The sequence below is a fragment of the Flavobacterium nackdongense genome (assembly GCF_004355225.1).
Classification (GTDB): Bacteria; Bacteroidota; Bacteroidia; order Flavobacteriales; family Flavobacteriaceae; genus Flavobacterium; species Flavobacterium nackdongense.
Map to the genome: position 1 here is coordinate 855,458 of NZ_CP037933.1, position 20,463 is coordinate 875,920.

Below are 20,463 nucleotides of genomic sequence, written 5' to 3' on the forward strand. Positions count from 1 at the left end.
TTTAAATAACGAATCAACTTAAATTTTAATTAACCATAAACTTTATAAATTATGAAAAATAAAAGGCTATTAGCAGCTTTCCTTTTTTTTCTGGCTTTGGTCTCTTGTGAAAATTCTTCTTTCGCAGATGATGTTGCCAAATCCAATCTACCAGCAGAACTCAGGTACATGGATATTACAGGAGCAAGAGAAGGCAAAAGTGTCAAAACAAATGCCCCAACAGTAGATACAGGCGATGCCATTCCAGTTTTCGAATTGGTAAGTATATCCAAGGCTGACGGAACCGTTCTGGACGAGTCGTATGCAGAATTCGTAACTATTGGTCAAACTGCTTCAAAAACACTTAACGTGCTCGATCCTGCCGGTAACATTGTTTCTAGTCAAGTTGTTTACGATACTTCGCAAAACGGTATTATCACAATTGCAGAAGGTAACAAATTTGTCGTAGGAGATTACTATTTTACGATAAAAGTAAGTACCGAAGTGAAAGGTGTGGTAAAATCAACTGTTTTTGCAAAAGCGTTTCACCTTAATGTAGGACCACTGCTACCTTCCGTTTTAATCTACTCGCCTAAAAATCAAAATTTAGTGGTTGGAACCAACAACAAAACAACCGTTCCTATAGTACCAAATACCAACCCAGCCATCAAATTTGAATTGGGAAGTCTTACCGATAAATTGGTGATTGATGGCGCAACTGGGGTGATTAGTTTGTCACCTACTTACCAATATACAGCACAAGAAACACTCAAACCAATTGTTAGAGTAATAAGTACCATCAGTAATGAAGTTGTACCATTTGTAAATCCTATCAACATCGTGGTTTCGAATACACCTGTAGCAGTTCCGATTGATTCAATTTTGTTTTTCTATCCTACACTTAAAACTACCGGTTCCTATCCAGCAGGAGGCGAAGGTTTTGCCGTACAAACTGTCGTGGCAGGAAATGGAGAAGACATTTGGGGCGAACTAGACAACTCAACCGGAAGAGGGCTTGTAGCGCCAACGGAAAGACCCATCGGAAACACAGCCCAAACGATTTTAGAAGTACAAACCAACAGAACCACAATAACAGATCCAACCACTTCTTGGATGGTAGCCACTACGCAAGATTTAACACCTTTTCAATATGGGTTTAAACTTTCGTTCACTTATCATTATATGCCGGCTTTCCAATTGTATATGGCAGACGGTAGAACGCCTGTAGATATCGAAGTCTATGTTTCTACCAACTATAAGGGCGGAAACATTCAGGATGCCAATGGAAAATGGTTGAATGGTACTTGGACTCAAGTCAACAAAGTGATGAAGTGCCGACGAAGTGAAGGCGTAAGCGGAACCACATCAACCGGAGCGCCTTGGGGAACTGAATTTATAGGAACACCTTATCCTGGTGACCAAAAAGGATTAGACCCTGATGGTAGAAAAAACCCAAATACCACTTTCTACAACAAATGGGTACGCTGTACCTATGATATTCCTACATCACAAATATCAAAAAACTTTACTGTAGCCTTCAAAGTAGCCAGCTATTTCCAAGGATCTTTACTCAATAATACCACTGTTCCGGGTCGAGGAGGTTCTTTTTATTTCTCGGACTTGTATTTTAAAGCTTCAGAATAAATTATGCTTCCGATTTTTAATGAAACCAAATTATGATTTAATAAAACCAATATTCAAATGAAACTTATACAATTAACACTAATACTTTTTATCCTATCTACAGCTACTGTTCTAGGTCAAAAATCGATCAAAGGTAAGGTTATAGATAGCGAAGGTATTCCAATTCCCGGAGCAAATGTAATGGTCAAAGGAGCAAAAGCAGGCACTGTGACCGATATTGATGGCTCGTACAAACTGGCTAACGTGAAACCCACAACCATTTTGGTTTTTTCCTTCATTGGATATCAAAATAAAGAAGTAAAAGTTCTTGACAAACAGGTTATCAATGTGACCTTATCCAATGATGCGACTCAACTCGATGAAATTGTTCTGATAGGATATGATGCTGTAAAGAAAAAAGATCTTACCGGCTCCGTTTCTAAAATTAAAGCCGAAGATCTTAGCAAGACCGCCACAGCCAATTTTGACCAAGCTTTGGCCGGAAGAGCTGCTGGAGTTAAAGTTTCATCAAACGATGGAACTCCAGGAAATTCCCTTGATATTGTCATCAGAGGAGGAAATTCTATCACAGGCTCTAATGCTCCCTTGTACGTAGTAGATGGAATCCCCTTTGAAAATTTTGACCCCTCAAGTATCAATACGAACGATATCAAAAATTTCGACATTCTGAAAGATGCTTCTGCCACAGCAATCTATGGTTCTAGAGGAGCCAATGGGGTAATCATCATCAATACCAAAGGAGGGCGAACTGACGGGAAATTTGAGGTGCGATTATCTACTGCTGTAGGGGTTCAATACATACCGAACCGTTTAGAAGTGATGGGACCCTACGATTATGTGAAATACCAAGAAACTTTGGCTTATGCCAACGATAGTTTTGTTGCGGGTACAAATGTTGCTACTTTTTTACGAAATTGGGGAGATCCTGAAAATTACCGAAATGTAAAAGGAATTGACCGACAAGATGAAATTTTTAGAACAGGGATTTTCAGAGATAATAATATTGCCATCAGCGGAGGAAGTAAAAAGGGCTCATTTTACTATAGCGGTGGTTATGTGGACCAAGAAGGAACCTTGATTACGACTGGATTCAAAAAATTCACTAACAGATTAAAATTCAATAGTGAAGTAAATGAAAATTTAAAATTCAATGGACAATTAACCTATAGCAGAGCCATGCAAGAAGGCTTGCAAGTAGCTGGCAACAAAGCCACAAGCGTCATCAAAGATGCGGTATCGTTCCGCCCTGTTAATCCATTGCGATATGATGATAGTGTTGAAGAAGAAGAAGATTTTCAATTTCAAGATCAATACCTTTATGATCCTGAAAAATCATTGAGAAACACGGAAAGAACGAATAATAACGACGAATTTGCTACTACTTTAGGGCTAAATTATACTTTCCAGAAAAAGTTTACCTTAACTTTAAATGGTAATTACTGGACAAAATTCAACAAAACCACCTTATTTTACAAACAAGGAACTCAGGAAGCAGACAGAACCAATCGCGGTATTAATGGTATCGTTACGAACGCCAGATTTAACACTTTATCTACCTCCAACACTTTGAAGTTTAAGGATGTCAAAGGAAAGCACAAATACGATGCTTTAATTGGTCTTGAAGCGCAGTCCAGAAATTCTACTGGGTCAAGATTACAAAATACAAATTTGCCAACAGACGAATTTGGAATTGATAATTTAGGAATTGCCACGGGAGCGACTATTGCTACCACCAATTACACCGAGAACTCTATTTTTTCTTATTTCGGAAGGCTAAATTACGAGTACAAAAACCGCTATTTGGCTACAGTGAATTTCAGGTCTGATGCCTCCTCAAAATTCACAGAAGAGAACAGAGTGGGTTATTTTCCCTCTTTTTCTCTTGCTTGGAAAGTTTCGGAAGAATCCTTTATCAAATCCATTGACGCCATCAGTGAATTCAAATTTCGAGGTGGCTGGGGAAGAACAGGAAATGACCGTATTGGCGATTATGATGCCTACAATCTATTCTCAGTTGATGCCTCAAGTGGATACATACTAGGTTCAAATCAAACATTTTATCCAGGAGCTTACCAAAGCAATTTGGCCGTGCCTGATTTGCGTTGGGAAACTACCGATCAAACCAATATTGGATTGGATTTTGGTGTATTCAAACGAATTGATATCACAGCGGATTATTACTTCAAAAGAACCCACGACCTATTATTGGATGCTGAAACTTCACCAAGTACAGGATTCGATAAGGTACAACAAAACGTGGGAGAGGTAACCAATCAAGGATTTGAATTCACCCTAAATACCATCAATATTAAAAACAAAAATTTTCAATGGGATACCAATTTCAATATTTCGTTCAATAAAACCAATACAGTTAAACTAAACAATGGTCAGACTGCAATTTTGACTGATCCAGAATGGGATACTCAGTTTATGCAAAACGAATACCAATACATCACAAAGGTAAACAACCCCGTAGGAATGATTTATGGATTGGAATTTGATGGAATCTATCAATTGGATGATTTCGTTTTAGTCAACGGAGGAATAAGCTCATTGAAGCCTGGAGTGCCATCCTACAGAACTCAAATGAAACCGGGTATGAACAAATACAAAGATCAATTGACCGTGGATACTAACGGAGATGGCGTAGCCGATGCTGGTGATGGTATCATCAACGAATTCGACCGAAAAATTATTGGAAATCCACAACCAAAACACACCGGTGGACTTATCAATAATTTTAAATATAAATCATTCGATTTACAGATTTTATTACAATGGGCCTATGATTTTGATATCCTAAACGGAAACGATGCTCAATTTGGAACCATTTACAACCAAACTAGAAACGGATTTACTAGTCTTAGAGATATTTGGACACCGACCAATACCGATACTGAAATTGGCGGAATGCGCTATGATGGTATTAATACAACAGCCTCTTTTGGTTACAAATTAGATTCCCGTTTTGTTGATGACGGTTCGTATTTAAAACTTAAAACTATTGTTTTGGGGTATAACCTACCCAAAAGCGTATTAAAAGACCTTAATCTTACTAATTTTAGAATAACATTTGCGGCTCAAAACTTGTACCGATGGACCAGTTACAAAGGATATGATCCTGATGTTTCTGTAGGACGCTATGGTGCATTGACACCAGGACTGGACTATTCCGCCTATCCACAAAGTGCAACAATCACAGGAGGCCTTGAAGTCACTTTTTAAAAGTAATAGTATTATCTAAAAACAATTTACAATGAAAAATAATATAACAAAACTCACCATAGTTTTCATTTCAATACTAGCTCTTTCTGGTTGCTCTGATTACCTTGAATCTGAATCCAAATCAGCCTGGAAAGAAGAAAATTTCTACTCTAACAAGCAGCAAGCCAACATCGCCATTGCGGGGATTTACAGTCAGCTCTCGAACGATCAACTTTATGGAAACTCGTTCAATGTTCTGATCGAAGGTGGCACAGATGAAACCTATACCAGCGACGGTGGTCCAACCTGGGACGAAGCGAAATATAATTTTAATTCTTCCTCTGTGCCCATTAAAAACGCTTGGCTTAATTTTTACAGCTGTATCCATTTGGTCAATCAATTCGAGAAAAATTTAAAACCCTCTATTTATTCTACCGTTGAAGAATACAATTCGGTATTGGCAAAAGCCTATTTTATGCGTGCTTTTTGCTATTTTAACCTAGCCAATTGGTTTGGACCAGTACCTTTGAGATTGACGCCTGTTACCTCTCAAAAAGACAACATCCTAGCGGCATCGCCGGTACTAGAAGTGTACCAGCAGGTGGAAAAAGATTTCTTGTTTGCAGCTGAACATCTAGTTCACGCCAATAATGCTAAATATTTACCCGGTGAACCGAACAAAATGGCTGCACACGGCATGTTAGCGCGATTGTATTTAAAAATGGGTGGTTACCAACCGTATTTATCTCCGGTAGAAGCCAATTGTTATTTACCAAACAATCAACAATATTTCAAAAAAGCGCAAGATCAGTGTGAAATCGTAATAAATGATGGTTGGCATCAATTAAACCCCAGTTATAGAGCACACTTTTTGACATACTTGCAAGACAAATATGACTTAAAAGAATCTTTGTTCGAAATTTCTTTTGGCAACCTAGAAGCTACCGGTCTGCATGTCAGCGGTCGACTTGGAAATATAAATGGCGTTCGTTTCTTTGGCACTGCCGATATACCTCGTGGTTTTTGTAAAATTAATGCAAGCCAAATGCTGTATAACAAATATCCTTCTGAAGACCTAAGAAGAACTTGGAATATTGCAGGTTTTGCCAATAATTATACTACTTCCACTTCAAGTTATACCATGACCTATTTCTTCGACAATCCTTTAAATCAATATTATGCTCCAGGAAAATTCAGACGATGGGAACCCAAAAATCTGGATGAATTAATCGTTGCAACCAGACTAACTAACGCAGAATATGTTATTCTCAATAATACTACCGGCTCAGCCACCGACCCTAACTTTACCAGTATCAATTTCCCAATACTTCGCTATTCTGACATTCTCTTAATGCACGCTGAGGCTTGTATTGGCGGAAAAGAGGGAACTCTTGACGCTAGCGACAAGGCTATCAATAGCTTAAACTTGGTTAGACTAAGAGCAGGACTAGATGAATACTCTGGCAGTTTGGCTCACAAAGACTTTTTTGATGAAATTGTGGACGAAAGACTACGTGAACTTTGTTTTGAAGGATTACGCAAACAAGATCTAATTCGATGGAACTTGCTGGAAAAGAAATTAGCCGAAAATAATTTGGCTATCAAAGCAAGCGCAACTTACAGTGATAGCAATGTATTCCATCAAACCTATTTGGCTGCTGGTAAAAACTTTGATAAAACGAAACATTTATTATTGCCCTATCCGATACAAGAAACACAATTGAATACGGCTCTTATTCCAAGATAATATTCCTTAAAACTTTATACAAACCATAAATGTTACATATAAAAAATTATCGTGCCACAGTCTCTCTGTTGATTGGTATGGTCCTGATGTCTTTTGCAATTCAAGCGCAAAATGCCCCAGCGACAGAGACGTATAATTACGCAAAAATAGCAAGTCATCCCCGCTTATTACTCAATAATGAGGATGAAAAAGCAATGGCAAAAGCAATTGGCGCGGTCCCAGAATTCAAAAAAATCGATGCGTTCATCAAAGAATCTGCCGACAAATTTATTTTGCAAGAACCTCTAGTTTTTGAAAAAAAAGGCAAAAGATTACTGGCAGTATCCCGAAAAGCATTTACTAGACTCTACTATTGGTCTTATTCGTACCGTCTTACTAAAGATAAAAAATACCTCGATAGAGCCGAAAAAGAAATGTTGGCACTGTGCGCATTTGAAAGTTGGAATCCTTCGCACTTTCTTGATACGGGCGAAATGTGTTTGGGACTTGCAATTGCCTATGATTGGATGTATGCTGATTTAAAGGAAAGCACCAAACAAATCGTTCGAAAAGCTATCGTTGAAAAAGCCTTTAAACCCTCCTATCTTAAAGAAAATAACTTTTTTGTTGAATCATCAGGGAACTGGAATTCGGTTTGTAATGCCGGTTTGGTTTTTGGCGCTTTAGCCATAATGGAAGATGAGAAAAACGAATGTGTTCCAATTATCGAAAGAGCAATGAAATCCAATCTTCTGCCTTTAGCCGCTTATGCTCCGGACGGAAATTATCCGGAAGGCCCAGGCTATTGGAATTATGGAACCTCGTTTCAAGTGATGTTAATTGCAGCTCTTGAAAGTGCTTTAGGTTCAGATAATGGATTGTCTAAATCGCCGGGTTTTATGAAAACTGGCAATTATATGCAGTTTGCAGCCGGAAATTCTGGAAGTCTATTCAATTACTCCGATTGTGGGGAAAGACAAGTGGCCTCAGCTACTCTATTTTGGTTTGCCGATAAAACTAAAAACACTTCTTTAATTTCAAAAGAAATGGAGTTGATCAATGCAGGCTATTACACAGTTGCTGAGAACTCCGATTCTGAGCGAATTTTGCCAAACGCACTTATTTTTGGTAAAAACTTAAATTTTTCTAAAACTATTTTGCCCACACAAAAAATATTCGTGGGACACGGAAAAATCCCAGTTGCAATAGTAAGAACCGATTGGAATGGGACAAATGGCCAATATTTAGGAATTAAAGGCGGAGGTGCCGATGCTGGACATTCCCATTTAGATCAAGGTTCGTTCGTTTATGATGTTAATGGTCTGCGTTGGGCTATGGATTTTGGCTTGCAAAGTTATATCACTCTGGAAAGCAAAGGGGTGGACATCTGGGGTTCAATAGAAGAGAAAGGAGCGGAAAAATGGCAAGCAGCGGAACGATGGGATGTTTTCAAATACAATAATTTTAATCACAACACCTTATCAATCAACAACAAAAAGCATAATGTAGCGGGAAAAGCCACCATTATTGAATCTTTTGAAAAAGGAAAAGAATTAGGCGCAAAAGTAGATTTAGCTCCAGTGCTTAATTTTAATAATGAAGTAAAAATGGCCACTAGAAAAGCGGTTATTGTGGATGAATCCTATTTGAAAATTGAAGATGTTGTAGAAGCTAACCTTAATCCAGTAGATTTACGATGGAATATGGCTACTGCTGCGACTGCTAAAATTGTGGACAAAAACACGATAAAACTTTCTCAAAAAGGCAAAGTAATGGTATTAAAGTTTACTGCTAATATTCCTTTTACCTTAGTTTTGCGTCCTTCAGAAGACCCAAGTAAAATCAAGGCGGAATTTAAAGAGGGTAATTATGGCGATTACAACCAAATAAACAAAGGAACTTCAATGTTAGGATTTGATTGCCAAATTCCTGCCAATACCAAAGCCAATTTCACGGTTACTTTTACAGAACAAAAACAAGAACTTAAGTTAAAACCTAATGTAATTGTTCTCGACGCTACTGATCCCAACACAGCTTCTGAGGGAGATGCAAAATATTTTGATGTTTCGCCAATTCAGATCACCGATTCAGGCGATGTAGCACCAACAGAAACTCCGGACTGGAATCCTTACGGAAAAATTACGGTTGCAAAAGCCTTAGGGAAAACCTTCAAATTTAGAATCGATGCCAAAGCAATTACTTCAACCGGAATTGCTGAGGCAGGTATCGATCGATCGAATAATGGTCAATTAGGCATTCGAGGTGGAGGAAATAACGGTATTGAAAAAAACGAAGGCTTGCTATTGGGTTTAGACCTGAGCGAATTTGATTCGGCTACCACTTTTAAACTGACCAAAATTGGATTTACTCTTTTTGATGCCACTGAATCTTGTGTAATAAACAATCGTAAATCACAAAATAAAATGTTGGTTTATAAAGGGAGCGACACTGATTTAGTTCAGGATGTCAAACTAACTGCAGACCGTCAAATAAAATTGGTTGACGTTTCAAGTTTGGGTATTACACTAAATGGCGGACTGAATCATCAGGATTTCTTATCTCTTTTCAATACAGGCGATGAGAAAAGTACTTTCAGAATATCAGGTTTTGAATTTGAAGTAAAATAAACCGTTCCAATACGATTACAACTATTCAGCAGCACTCAAAATCAATTGTGCTTAGGCAACTATTGAATATTTTCTGCCAACTGAAAACGCAAATAAAGTCAAAATCTACTATGATTTCAACAAACACCGTAGCCAACAATAGTAAAATTTTCACCACGAAAATGAATCATTCAAAACGCATTATATATTTTTTGATGCTAGTTTTATTGGTGCTGGTTTCGAGTTGTAAAACCTCCAAAATTGATAAGACATCAGAAATCACAATGGCTCCCAATATCGTTTTTATATACTTAGATGATTTGGGTTATGGCGATCTCAGTTCTTATGGTGCTAAAGGTTTATCAACACCTAACATCGATAAACTGGCATCGGGTGGAGTGAAATTTACCAATGGATACGCCACCTCGGCAACTTGCACCCCAAGTCGATATGCTTTGATGACTGGAGTGTATCCGTGGAGAAATAAAGATGCAAAAATTTTACCCGGAAGCGCTCCTCTGTTAATAGCAGAAAACCAAGTCACGATTCCAAAAATGTTAAAAGAAAAAGGCTATCATACAGGAATCGTAGGTAAGTGGCATCTAGGTTTAGGAAACGGCGAAGTCGATTGGAACAAACCAATTACTCCAGGTCCTAACCAAGTAGGTTTTGATTATTCCTATATTATGGCAGCCACCCAAGATCGCGTGCCAACCGTTTATATTGACAATGGTTCGGTGGTGGGTCTTGACCCTAATGACCCCATCGAGGTGAATTATGATCAAAATTTTCCAGGACAAAAAACAGGGAAAGATAATCCTGAATTGTTGACTATGAAATGGCACCACGGCCACAACAGCAGCATCGTAAACGGAATTCCGCGTATTGGATATATGAAAGGAGGAGAAAAAGCAAAATGGAATGACCTCGAAATGTCGGATCATTTTTTGGCAAAAGCACAGAATTATGTGAAAGAACACAAAGACAAACCCTTTTTCTTGTATTACGCAATGCAACAACCTCACGTTCCACGTACACCGAACCCAAGATTTGTAGGAACTTCAAAACTTGGCCCTCGTGGTGATGTGATAGTCGAAGCGGATTGGACAATTGGAGAATTTATAAAAACACTAGAAAAAGAAGGGGTTCTGGAAAACACTTTAATAGTGCTAACCAGTGACAACGGTCCCGTTTTGAACGATGGATATTATGATAAAGCGGTAGAAAAAAATGGCGCCCACTCTCCTACTGGCGGATTAAGAGGCGGAAAATACAGCCTATTCGAAGGCGGAACCAGAGTCCCTTTTATTACCTATTGGAAAGGAAAAATTACACCAAAGGTTTCCGATGCTTTGGTCTGTCAACTGGATTTACTGTCATCAATTGCCTCTTTAGTCAACGCAAAGACCACTGAAAACGATAGCCAAAACATCTTAAGTTCATTTTTAGGAACCAGCAAAACAGGTCGGGAGAATTTGATCCTTGAGGCATCAACTAGAACCGCTTTTCGAGAAGGTGATTGGATTATGATTCCTCCCTACCAAGGACCTGAGATTAATAAAGAAGTGAACATCGAACTCGGAAACTCTAACGATTTTTCACTGTATAACATTAAAGAAGATCACGGACAAAAAATCAATTTAGCTTCCACAATGCCCCAAAAATTGAAAGAAATGATTGCAACTTTTGAAAAAATACGAGGTAAAGATTATAAAAATATCGAGTCTTTACAGCTAAAGTAATTGGATTTGGAAAATATAAAATAAATACACCAACATTAAATTTCCTTAAAAAAATAAGTTAAAAATGAAAAATACAACACAAGCACTACTAACCATTATAGCACTATGTTGCTTGCTACCCAACGCATTCGCAAAAATTAAACTGCCTGCCATTGTATCATCCAATATGGTTTTGCAAAGAAATACCAACATAAAAATTTGGGGTTGGGCCGATGCCAAAGAGAAAATTACCATCAAAACATCTTGGACAAAAGAATCGTATACTGCGGTTGCCGATGCCGAAGGGAATTGGCTCGTTACTATTGCCACTACCAACAGCAAAGCGCCACAAAAACTAACCTTAAAAAGCAACACATCGGATATCAAATTAGAAAACATCCTTTTTGGTGAAGTTTGGCTCTGTTCAGGCCAATCCAATATGGAAATGCCGATGAAAGGATTTATGGGACAACCTACTTTTGGATCTGCTAATGCCATCGCCGACTCTAATAATCCTAATTTGCGACTATTCAATGTGACTAAATTTAAAGGTTCTAAAACACCTTTGAAAGATATTGAAAAATTTTTCCCTTGGCAGCAAGCATCGCCTGAAAATGTCAAAAACTTTAGCGCTGTAGCCTATTTTTATGGAAGTCAATTGCAACAGATTTTAGATGTTCCGGTTGGGATCATTCAAACTTCTTGGGGAGGAAGCGCAGTTGAGGCTTGGATCAGCAATGAAGTGATGTCTAGCATTGAAAAAGTTGAAATCAAAGACGAACAAATCGCAACGAATGCCAAAGGTACCCCAACTGTACTATTCAATTCGATGATCAATCCATTGATTCCTTATACCATCAAAGGAGTGTTATGGTATCAAGGAGAGTCGAATCGTGGTGAAGCTGAAAAGTACACCAAACTTTTCCCGGCTATGGTCGCTGATTGGAGAAAACGCTGGAACATTGGTGATTTCCCGATCTATTACGCCCAAATTGCACCTTATATTTATGATGGAAACAATCAAACAGTGGATAAAAAAAATTCGGCTTTTATCCGCGAAGCACAATTACGATGTTTGGATTTGATTCCGAATTCGGGAATTGCCATTACGATGGATATTGGTACGAGAGATGGCATTCATCCACCAAAAAAGAAAGAAGTAGCCGATAGATTGTTGTTCAATGCACTGAACCAAACCTACAATTATAAAACGATAGATTTTGCAGGTCCCATATTTGATGCTATGGAAATCAAAGAGGGTGGTTTGAATCTTAAATTCAAAAACACTTACAATGGAGTTTATGCCTACAATGGCCTAGAAGGTTTTGAAATCGCGGGAAGTGATAAGGTATTTTATCCAGCCAATGCTAAAATTGTAGACCGTAAAACGGTATTGGTTTCTAGCGACAAAGTACCTAATCCGGTAGCCGTTCGATATGCTTGGGACAATTGGGTTATGGGTACTTTATACAACACCAACCTCCTGCCCGCTTCCTCGTTTAGAACCGATAATTGGACTGATGCCACAAGATATAAAGACAATGCAAATTAACAAAAGAGCAAATAAAACACCATTAAAAGTATCTTAAAGTCTGTCACACACAATCTGACACCCCGATGAATCCCTAAAAAATAAAGCAAATGAAATTTCTTAAATTAATTTTACTAATCGTTTTGATGCTGCCAATTTTTAGTACAGCACAATCTAAAAAAACGATAAACATTCTAAACAATTCCAATTTAGATCGAAAAGAAGCAGTAATTGCCATACAATGGGAAACTATTTTAACCAATTATCCCAAAATTGATACCACAGATTTTGTCGTAATTAATCCAAAAACGAAGCAACAAATTCCGTTTCAATTGGAACATCGTGGTCTTAAAACAATACAAAACCTATTACTTCAAGTCGATGTAAAAGCAAAATCAACGCTCTCACTTAGCATCCAAAAAGGAAAACCAGAAAATTTTGTTGTCAAAACCTATGCCCGTTTTGTTCCAGAGCGAAAAGATGATTTCGCTTGGGAAAATGACCGTATAGCTTTTCGTACTTATGGAAAAGCCATAGAAAAAACAAAAGAAGACGCTTATGGTTTAGATGTTTGGGTCAAACGCACCGATAAAATGATTATCAATGAGCGCTATAAACTAGGCGATTATCACATAGATCACGGCAATGGTATGGATTATTACCACGTTGGCTTTTCATTAGGAGCAGGCAATATGGCACCTTATATCAACGATACCATTCGTTATTCTGGCAATTATCACCAATGGAAAGTTTTGGATAACGGTCCTTTGCGCTCCACTTTTCAATTGTTTTATGACACTTGGAACGCAGGCGGAACAAAAGTAAAAGCGACAAAAACCATATCCTTGGATGCTGGTTCACAACTCAATCGCATAGAAAATGTCTATTTGTTCGACGGTGACAAACCACTACCCGTTGTAGTTGGAATTATAAAAAGACCAGAAGCTGGAATCATTTCATTAGACGAAAAACAAGGAACAATGTCCTATTGGGAACCTACGCACAAAGAACACGGAACCACTGGAGTTGGTTCTATACTAACTTCTACTGTCAATGCAATGCTAGTAAATGACAAGCAAATATTAGCCAAAACCGAAGTGAAAAATAATGAACCCATCATTTATTACAGTGGAGCCGCTTGGGACAAAGCTGGAAAAATAGCCAATTCAAAACAATGGGACAGCTATTTAGAAACTTTTTCGCAACAGATTGCAGCCCCATTAATCATTACAATACAATAAATAATAATTATAAAATAAAAAATTTATGTCAATAAATCTATTTGATTTAACCGGAAAAACGGCACTAATCACTGGAGGAGTACACGGATTAGGAATGGCGATGGCAAAAGGATTAGGTCAGGCTGGAGCCAGAATTGTAGTCAACGATCTTTCGCAAGAAGCATTGGATAAAGCAGTGGCCGAATACAAATCAGTTGGGCTTGAAGCTTACGGCTACGTTTTTAATGTTTGCGATGAACAAGCTGTAATAGCCAGCATTGCAAAGATAGAAGCCGAAGTGGGACCTATTGATATTTTAATCAACAACGCTGGAATCATCAAAAGAACGCCTATCGTAGATATGACCATAGAAGATTTTACAGCAGTAATAACAGTTGATTTAATCAGTCCTTTTATTGTTTCTAAAAATGTAGCCAAAGGAATGATGCAACGTGGCGGCGGAAAAATCATCAATATTTGTTCGATGATGAGCGAACTGGGAAGAGATTCTGTAAGTGCTTATGCTGCTGCCAAAGGTGGCTTGAAAATGCTAACTAAAAATATGGCTACGGAATGGGCAAAATTCAATATTCAAACCAACGGTATCGGTCCAGGTTATTTTGCGACAAGTCAAACCGCTCCTATTAGAGTAGACGGACATCCATTTAATGAATTTATCATCAGTAGAACACCTGCTGCTCGTTGGGGAGATCCTGAAGATTTGCAAGGTGCTGCCATTTTTCTATCATCCAAAGCGAGTGATTTTGTCAACGGACATATTCTGTATGTAGATGGTGGAATTCTGGCAACTATTGGTAAACCTTCCAATGAAGATTAATTCTTGAACTGCGTAATTTAATCCCATACCAATTAGGTCTTCGCTGCCGAAGGCATTGTTATCATCACTCGTTAAATAAATCTAATGTTTCATAAATACGTCTTACTATTTCTTTTCAGTTGCGCTACTATTTGTATGAATGGTGCTACCAGGATCGTATCGGTTGTCACGACCAATAGTGATCTATTTTCAGTTGAGGAAAAAATCTCAGCACATCCCAGATTGTTGCTGAAACAAGGCGAAGAACTAAAAATAAAAAACCGGATTCAGACTAATTCCAGTATGCTATCGTTACACCAGTGCATTCTAAGTTATGCAGACGAAGTACTCAACAAAGCCCCATTAGAACGAACACTCACCGGCAAAAGATTGTTAACGGTTTCTAACGAGGCCTTAAAACGAATCTATTATTTGTCCTATGCCTATCGAATGACGAAGGAAACCCAATATGCCGTTCGAGCCGAAAAAGAAATACTAGCGGTTTGTGCGTTTCAAGATTGGAATCCTTCCCATTTTTTGGATGTTTCCGAAATGACGATGGCAGTGGCTATTGGTTATGATTGGTTGTTTAGCAGTCTTTCAGAAGCCACAAGGGACAAAGTGCGACAAGCGATTTTGGAGTACGCATTTACACCAGCGAATGATAAAAAAATTGCTAAATTTTACAAAGCCTCCAACAATTGGAATCAAGTATGTAATACGGGTTTGGTTTTTGGTGCACTCGCTATCTACGACGAAGAACCCGAAAAAGCGAAGCAAATACTGGAAAAATCCATTAAGTCGATTCCATTGGCTACAAAAAGTTATGGTCCAGACGGTGCTTATCCCGAGGGGTATATGTACTGGGGCTATGGCACTGGTTTTCAGGTTAGTTTATTGACTGCACTTGAAACCGCTTTGGGTACCGATTTTCAATTATCTAAAGACAAAGGATTTTTGCAAACGCCCAATTATATGTTGATGATGGTAGGTCCTTCAGGTTGGTGTTACAACTATGGCGATTCCGGTGTAAAACCGCCGTTTATGCCCGCAATGTATTGGTTTGCAGCGAAACTGAACAATCCTGCATTACTTTATCAAGAGCAACAGTATTTAGCTACTATGACCAAATGCAATACCGGTCCTAATGGTCGTTTGCTACCCAATATATTGATTTTTTCGAAAGACATAGAACTGAAAGAGGCAAAAACACCCCAAATTCAGTTTTACAGTACCAAAGGAGATAAACCACTTTTTATTTACCGAAGTGGGTGGAACGATAAAAACGACGCCTATTTAGGTGTAGTGGGTGGCAGAGCCAATGCTTCTCACGGGCATATGGATGCGGGTTCGTTTGTCTATGAAAAAAATGGTGTCCGCTGGTCGTTAGATCTTGGTTTACAATCCTATAGCAGTTTAGAAAGCAAAGGAGTGGCGCTTTGGAACAATAAACAAGACGGTCAACGGTGGGATGTGTTTCGAATTGGTCCCAAAGGACATTCGACCCTAACCATCAATGGGGAACGCCATTTGGTTGCCGGCGAAGCTAAAATTACCAAAACCTTTAAAACTAAAGACTGCAAAGGAGCCGAACTGGATTTGTCGCCCGTTTTTGCCAATAGTGTTCGACAGGTTATTCGAAAAGTAAGTTTAGATGCTAAAAACGATTTAAGCATTATTGATAAAATCAAAACCAAAGAAAAAGATGCAAGGGTGGCCTGGCAAATGGTTACACCAAATGATGCTAAAATTGTAGGACCAAATCAAATTGAACTAACGAAAGACGGTCAAAAAATGCTCTTAACGGTGAGTGCACCCACTGCAATTGAAATGAAAATAGAGACAACCACCTCCGAAAACAGTTTTGATGAAGAAAATCCAGGAAGTCTTAGAGTAGGTTTTGAAACCAATCTTCCCGCCCATACAACATCCGAACTAATTATAAAATTAACTAGTCAAAATTAAATTTAATACAAATGAACCGCTTAAAAAAAATTGTTCTTTGTGCATTAGTCATAGTATCTACGGCTAGTTGGGCGCAAAAAAAAGAATCTAAATGGGTGGCACCTCGTATAGTCGCCGCCGATATGAATGCTGTTTCTGGCCCTACAAAAACAGGTTGGCGTAAATGCGTTGGTGCTGGACGAGCTAACGAAGGCTTGCGTGCCGATTGGCAAGAACAATTAAAAAAAGTAAAAAAGGACATTGGTTTCGAAAACATTCGAATGCACGGTTTGTTGCACGACGATATGGGCGTTTATTTTGAGGAAAAAAAAGGCAAACCAACTTACAACTGGCAATATATTGATCAACTCTATGATTTCTTAGTTAGCATTAATGTAAAACCATTTGTAGAATTGTCGTTTATGCCCAAAGATTTGGCTAGTGGACCAGAAACTGTTTTTTGGTGGAAAGGGAATATAACGCCGCCAAAAGATTATGATAAATGGTACAATTTAATCAAAGCCTTGACGGAACATTTTACGGAACGCTATGGAGCGGAAGAAGTAAAAACTTGGTATTTCGAAGTTTGGAACGAACCAAATCATCCCGCTTTTTTAAAAGGTACTCAAGACGACTACTTCAAGATGTATGACTATACAGCCAAAGCCATTAAGGCGGTCAACAAGGACTACAAAGTGGGTGGCCCTGCTAGTGCGGGTAACGCCTGGGTTTCTGAAATTATTGCCTATTGCGACAAACAAAATGTGCCAATCGATTTTATTGCAACACATACCTATTCTGTTATCAAAGGGACTTTTGATGAAACCGGAAAAACAGGAATTCAATTTAATCCCGATCCTATGGCGGTTACCAAAGATGTTATCAATTCTAGAAAATTGATTCAAGAATCTACAAAACCCAATTTAGAATTGCATTATACCGAGTGGAGCAGCTCGTTTTCGTCTAGTGATCCTATTCATGATACCTATCAGTCGGCTGCTTTTATTTTGGATAAAATTAAAGGCACGGAGAATTTTGCCAACTCAATGTCGTATTGGACATTTACCGATATTTTTGAAGAAAAAGGTCCTAGAGCTACTCCATTTCACGGAGGATTCGGCTTGCTGAATTACCAATCCATCAAAAAACCAGCCTATTATGCCTATCAATTTTTGAATAAATTAGGAGCAACGGAAATCAAAAGTTCCGACAATGCTACATGGGTTTGTAAAAACAATAAAGGCGATATTCAATCCCTGATTTGGGATTTTACCATCACGCAGCCCGAAGACAAAGTGTTCAATTCGGTCTATTACAAACGGGATCTTCCTGCTAAACCAAAAGGTACAGTTCAGTTGAAATACAACAATGTAGCAGAAGGTAAATACCAACTTTCTATCGTAAAAGTAGGCTATCAAAGCAATGACTTGTATGGTTCATATATGAAAATGGGGTCTCCTAATCAATTGACTAAAAAACAAGTAGAACAGTTAAGCAACGAAAATACGGGTACACCAATTATCAATGAAGTGGTTGAAGTTAAGAAAGATAAAATTTTTAATTATCAATTACCGATGCGAGAAAACGACGTCTATTTTGTCAATCTGGAGAAATTATAAAATGAAAAATATTTTTATTTTATTAGTTACAATTTGTATGGGTTTGAAACTACAAGCTCAAACATCGGCTATACCTGCAAAAATGGAATGGTGGAGTGATGCAAAATTTGGAATGTTTATTCATTGGGGGTTGTATTCGCAGGCCGCTGGCTATTGGAAAGGGCATAAGGCGAAAGGAGGCGGTCAATTAATGTTGAATGAGAAAATTCCATTGGAAGAGTATTCCAAAATTGCATTGGACTTTAAGCCCATAAAATTCGATGCCGAAAACTGGGTTTTATTGGCTAAAAATGCTGGTCAGAAATATATTGTTATTACAGCAAAGCACCACGATGGTTTTTCTATGTTCAATTCTCCATCAAGTAAGTACAATATTAAGGTTTGTACACCTTATGCCAAAGATCCTATAAAAGATTTGGCAGATGCTTGCCATAAACACGGAATTAAATTTGGTTTTTACTACTCGCTTGGGCGGGATTGGGAAGACCCTGATGTGCCTACAAATTGGCCAACAAAAGGAGCACGTAGTAATTTAGTAGATTATCCAAATGAAGATCAAAAAGTTTTTAACAGGTACTTTGAAAGAAAAGTAAAGCCACAGATAAAAGAACTTCTCACACAGTACGGAACTATTGATATTCTATGGTTTGATACCCCTGAAATGATCAGTCCGACTGAAAGCAAAGAACTTCTAACCATTATTAATACAATCCAACCAAATTGTATAATAAACAGTAGAATAGGTAATAATCTTGGCGATTATAAAGTACTGGAACAAAAAATTGGCAATACTATTCAAACCACACCTTGGGAATCGTGTGTTACGATAAGCAAAGATTGGGGGTATGTTAAATATGATAGTGTTTACAAATCGCCCGAATTGATTACACGTCATTTGCTAGAGACTGTGGCAAAAGGAGGAAATTATCTGCTAAATGTTGCCCCAACAGGTCTCGGAGAAATAACCCAACCAGCTCGCGAACGATTGGAGACCATAGGTAAATGGATGTTACAAAACGGTGTTGGGATTTATGGAACTCGTCCTTGGAAAATAGATAGAGAAATTCTAGATAAAACCACTACAGAAATGGTAAGCATCGTGAAAGAAACTGAAAATGAAATGAAAGACGGGGTGAAAGATATAACACCAAAGTTAATCACTGCTGATGTACGATTCTTATCTAAAGGGAATAGTTTGATAGCTTTTGTATCCAGTTACAAAAATAAAACAGTTGTGATTAAATCCTTGGCGACGGCTGCTTTTCAGCCTATAAAAAAAGTGGAACCTATTGGTTACAAAATAAAGGTAAAATGGAAACAAACTCCTGAAGGATTACTAATTGATATGCCTTCATTTTCTATACCAGAAATACCTATTGTTGGATTTAAAATAATATAAGACTTAACCTTAATAGCATTTTGCGCTCCGAATAAAATGAAAAAATTATATCAATATAAGATAGTATCTACAAAATTAATTCCTTGTTTGTACTTTTTAATGGTAAACTCCTTGATATTCGCCCAAGAATATCCTTCAATTGTCTTAAAAAATAAAAAGTTGGAAGCCTTGATTTTTTTACCAAACACCAGCACAAGCTACTACCAAGCTTCGCGTTTTGATTGGGGAAGTATGGTGGGACAAATTACGTACAATGGACATACCTACTTACAGCAATGGAATGGCTATAACGGACGCGGTGATTTAGGAATTCACAATCCTTTAACTCCCAATACAGGAACGGGATTAGCAGAAGAATTTACCGCAGCATTGGGATTTAATGAAGCCGATTTGCAAGGCCAATTTGTAAAAATTGGTGTTGGTGTGCTACAAAAAGTAGATCAAAAAGTATACAATTTTTCAACTCCTTATACCATTGTAGAACCAGTAAAATACACCTATAAATCTACTGCTTCTACATTGACATTAACGCAAGAACTAACCACCAAATTAGGATATTCCTATATTTTAGAACGTACTTACGAACTGTTAGACAATAAAATAGTAGTAAAACACCGACTGAAAAATATTGGCGAAAAGCCAATTGCAACCGAAACCTATTCGCATAACTTTATGCAATTCGATTACGGTGCTTTCAGTCCTGATTTTTCTTTATACTTTCTAAAAGGAGCAATCAATCCGTTGAATTGTCAATTAGTGGCACCTAAAAAAGTGCAACTATCAGAAACGAAAGTTGACATTATTCAAGAATTCCCTGATTATTCCCCTTGTTTTGGAATGTTGGATTTGAAAGTTAAAAAAGGAGATTTCAAATTACAAAACAACAAAACAGGAATGGCTGTTTCGATGGAATTAGATAGAGATGCCTCATCTTTTGCCCTTTGGATGTGGCAAAAGTCCTTTTGTGGCGAACCAAGAATTCAAATTGACTTACAACCCAAGCAAGAAACAACTTGGACAAGCACTTATACCTTTACAAACTAATCTTTAAAA

General features: G+C 37.9%; 12 protein-coding genes. All 12 read left to right on the top strand.

The window, feature by feature from the left end; translation table 11 throughout:
* The first annotated feature begins 51 nt into the window (after positions 1-51).
* The 12 genes from E1750_RS03340 to E1750_RS03395 all read left to right on the top strand — a co-directional run bounded on the left by E1750_RS03340 (position 52) and on the right by E1750_RS03395 (position 20,454).
* Positions 52-1,623 (top strand): hypothetical protein, encoded by a 1,572-nt coding sequence (locus E1750_RS03340; RefSeq protein ID WP_133275406.1) that lies wholly within the window; start codon positions 52-54, stop codon positions 1,621-1,623.
* A 57-nt stretch (positions 1,624-1,680) separates the two neighbouring features.
* Positions 1,681-4,848, top strand: a complete 3,168-nt coding sequence (locus E1750_RS03345; RefSeq protein ID WP_133275407.1) for a SusC/RagA family TonB-linked outer membrane protein — start codon at positions 1,681-1,683, stop codon at positions 4,846-4,848.
* Between the two features lie 31 nt (positions 4,849-4,879).
* A complete protein-coding gene (locus E1750_RS03350) occupies positions 4,880-6,574 on the top strand; it encodes a RagB/SusD family nutrient uptake outer membrane protein (protein ID WP_133275408.1) in 1,695 nt (564 codons plus the stop codon).
* Positions 6,575-6,603: 29 nt separating this feature from the next.
* Positions 6,604-9,180, top strand: a complete 2,577-nt coding sequence (locus E1750_RS03355) for a heparinase II/III domain-containing protein (protein WP_133275409.1) — start codon at positions 6,604-6,606, stop codon at positions 9,178-9,180.
* 161 nt (positions 9,181-9,341) lie between these two features.
* The gene (locus tag E1750_RS03360; protein ID WP_133278069.1) at positions 9,342-10,901 is read left to right on the top strand and encodes a sulfatase family protein; all 1,560 of its coding nucleotides are present in this window, start codon (positions 9,342-9,344) and stop codon (positions 10,899-10,901) included.
* A gap of 64 nt (positions 10,902-10,965) precedes the next feature.
* Positions 10,966-12,432 (top strand): sialate O-acetylesterase, encoded by a 1,467-nt coding sequence (locus E1750_RS03365; RefSeq protein ID WP_133275410.1) that lies wholly within the window; start codon positions 10,966-10,968, stop codon positions 12,430-12,432.
* A gap of 89 nt (positions 12,433-12,521) precedes the next feature.
* A complete protein-coding gene (locus E1750_RS03370; protein ID WP_133275411.1) occupies positions 12,522-13,652 on the top strand; it encodes a DUF4861 family protein in 1,131 nt (376 codons plus the stop codon).
* Between the two features lie 25 nt (positions 13,653-13,677).
* Entirely contained in the window at positions 13,678-14,469 is a 792-nt protein-coding gene (locus E1750_RS03375; protein WP_133275412.1) for a gluconate 5-dehydrogenase, read from the top strand.
* An 84-nt stretch (positions 14,470-14,553) separates the two neighbouring features.
* Entirely contained in the window at positions 14,554-16,413 is a 1,860-nt protein-coding gene (locus E1750_RS03380; protein ID WP_133275413.1) for a heparinase II/III domain-containing protein, read from the top strand.
* A gap of 11 nt (positions 16,414-16,424) precedes the next feature.
* Positions 16,425-18,011, top strand: coding sequence for a GH39 family glycosyl hydrolase (locus E1750_RS03385; protein WP_133275414.1), 1,587 nt, complete (start codon positions 16,425-16,427; stop codon positions 18,009-18,011).
* 1 nt (position 18,012) lies between these two features.
* Entirely contained in the window at positions 18,013-19,410 is a 1,398-nt protein-coding gene (locus tag E1750_RS03390) for an alpha-L-fucosidase (RefSeq protein ID WP_165698000.1), read from the top strand.
* A gap of 36 nt (positions 19,411-19,446) precedes the next feature.
* Positions 19,447-20,454 (top strand): hypothetical protein, encoded by a 1,008-nt coding sequence (locus E1750_RS03395; protein ID WP_133275416.1) that lies wholly within the window; start codon positions 19,447-19,449, stop codon positions 20,452-20,454.
* Positions 20,455-20,463 lie beyond the last annotated feature (9 nt).

Coding starts and splice junctions, on each gene's coding strand:
- E1750_RS03340 (WP_133275406.1), top strand. CDS start 52: ATGAAAAATAAAAGGCTATTAGCAGCTTTCCTTTTTTTTCTGGCTTTG.
- E1750_RS03345 (WP_133275407.1), top strand. CDS start 1,681: ATGAAACTTATACAATTAACACTAATACTTTTTATCCTATCTACAGCT.
- E1750_RS03350 (WP_133275408.1), top strand. CDS start 4,880: ATGAAAAATAATATAACAAAACTCACCATAGTTTTCATTTCAATACTA.
- E1750_RS03355 (WP_133275409.1), top strand. CDS start 6,604: ATGTTACATATAAAAAATTATCGTGCCACAGTCTCTCTGTTGATTGGT.
- E1750_RS03360 (WP_133278069.1), top strand. CDS start 9,342: ATGAATCATTCAAAACGCATTATATATTTTTTGATGCTAGTTTTATTG.
- E1750_RS03365 (WP_133275410.1), top strand. CDS start 10,966: ATGAAAAATACAACACAAGCACTACTAACCATTATAGCACTATGTTGC.
- E1750_RS03370 (WP_133275411.1), top strand. CDS start 12,522: ATGAAATTTCTTAAATTAATTTTACTAATCGTTTTGATGCTGCCAATT.
- E1750_RS03375 (WP_133275412.1), top strand. CDS start 13,678: ATGTCAATAAATCTATTTGATTTAACCGGAAAAACGGCACTAATCACT.
- E1750_RS03380 (WP_133275413.1), top strand. CDS start 14,554: ATGTTTCATAAATACGTCTTACTATTTCTTTTCAGTTGCGCTACTATT.
- E1750_RS03385 (WP_133275414.1), top strand. CDS start 16,425: ATGAACCGCTTAAAAAAAATTGTTCTTTGTGCATTAGTCATAGTATCT.
- E1750_RS03390 (WP_165698000.1), top strand. CDS start 18,013: ATGAAAAATATTTTTATTTTATTAGTTACAATTTGTATGGGTTTGAAA.
- E1750_RS03395 (WP_133275416.1), top strand. CDS start 19,447: ATGAAAAAATTATATCAATATAAGATAGTATCTACAAAATTAATTCCT.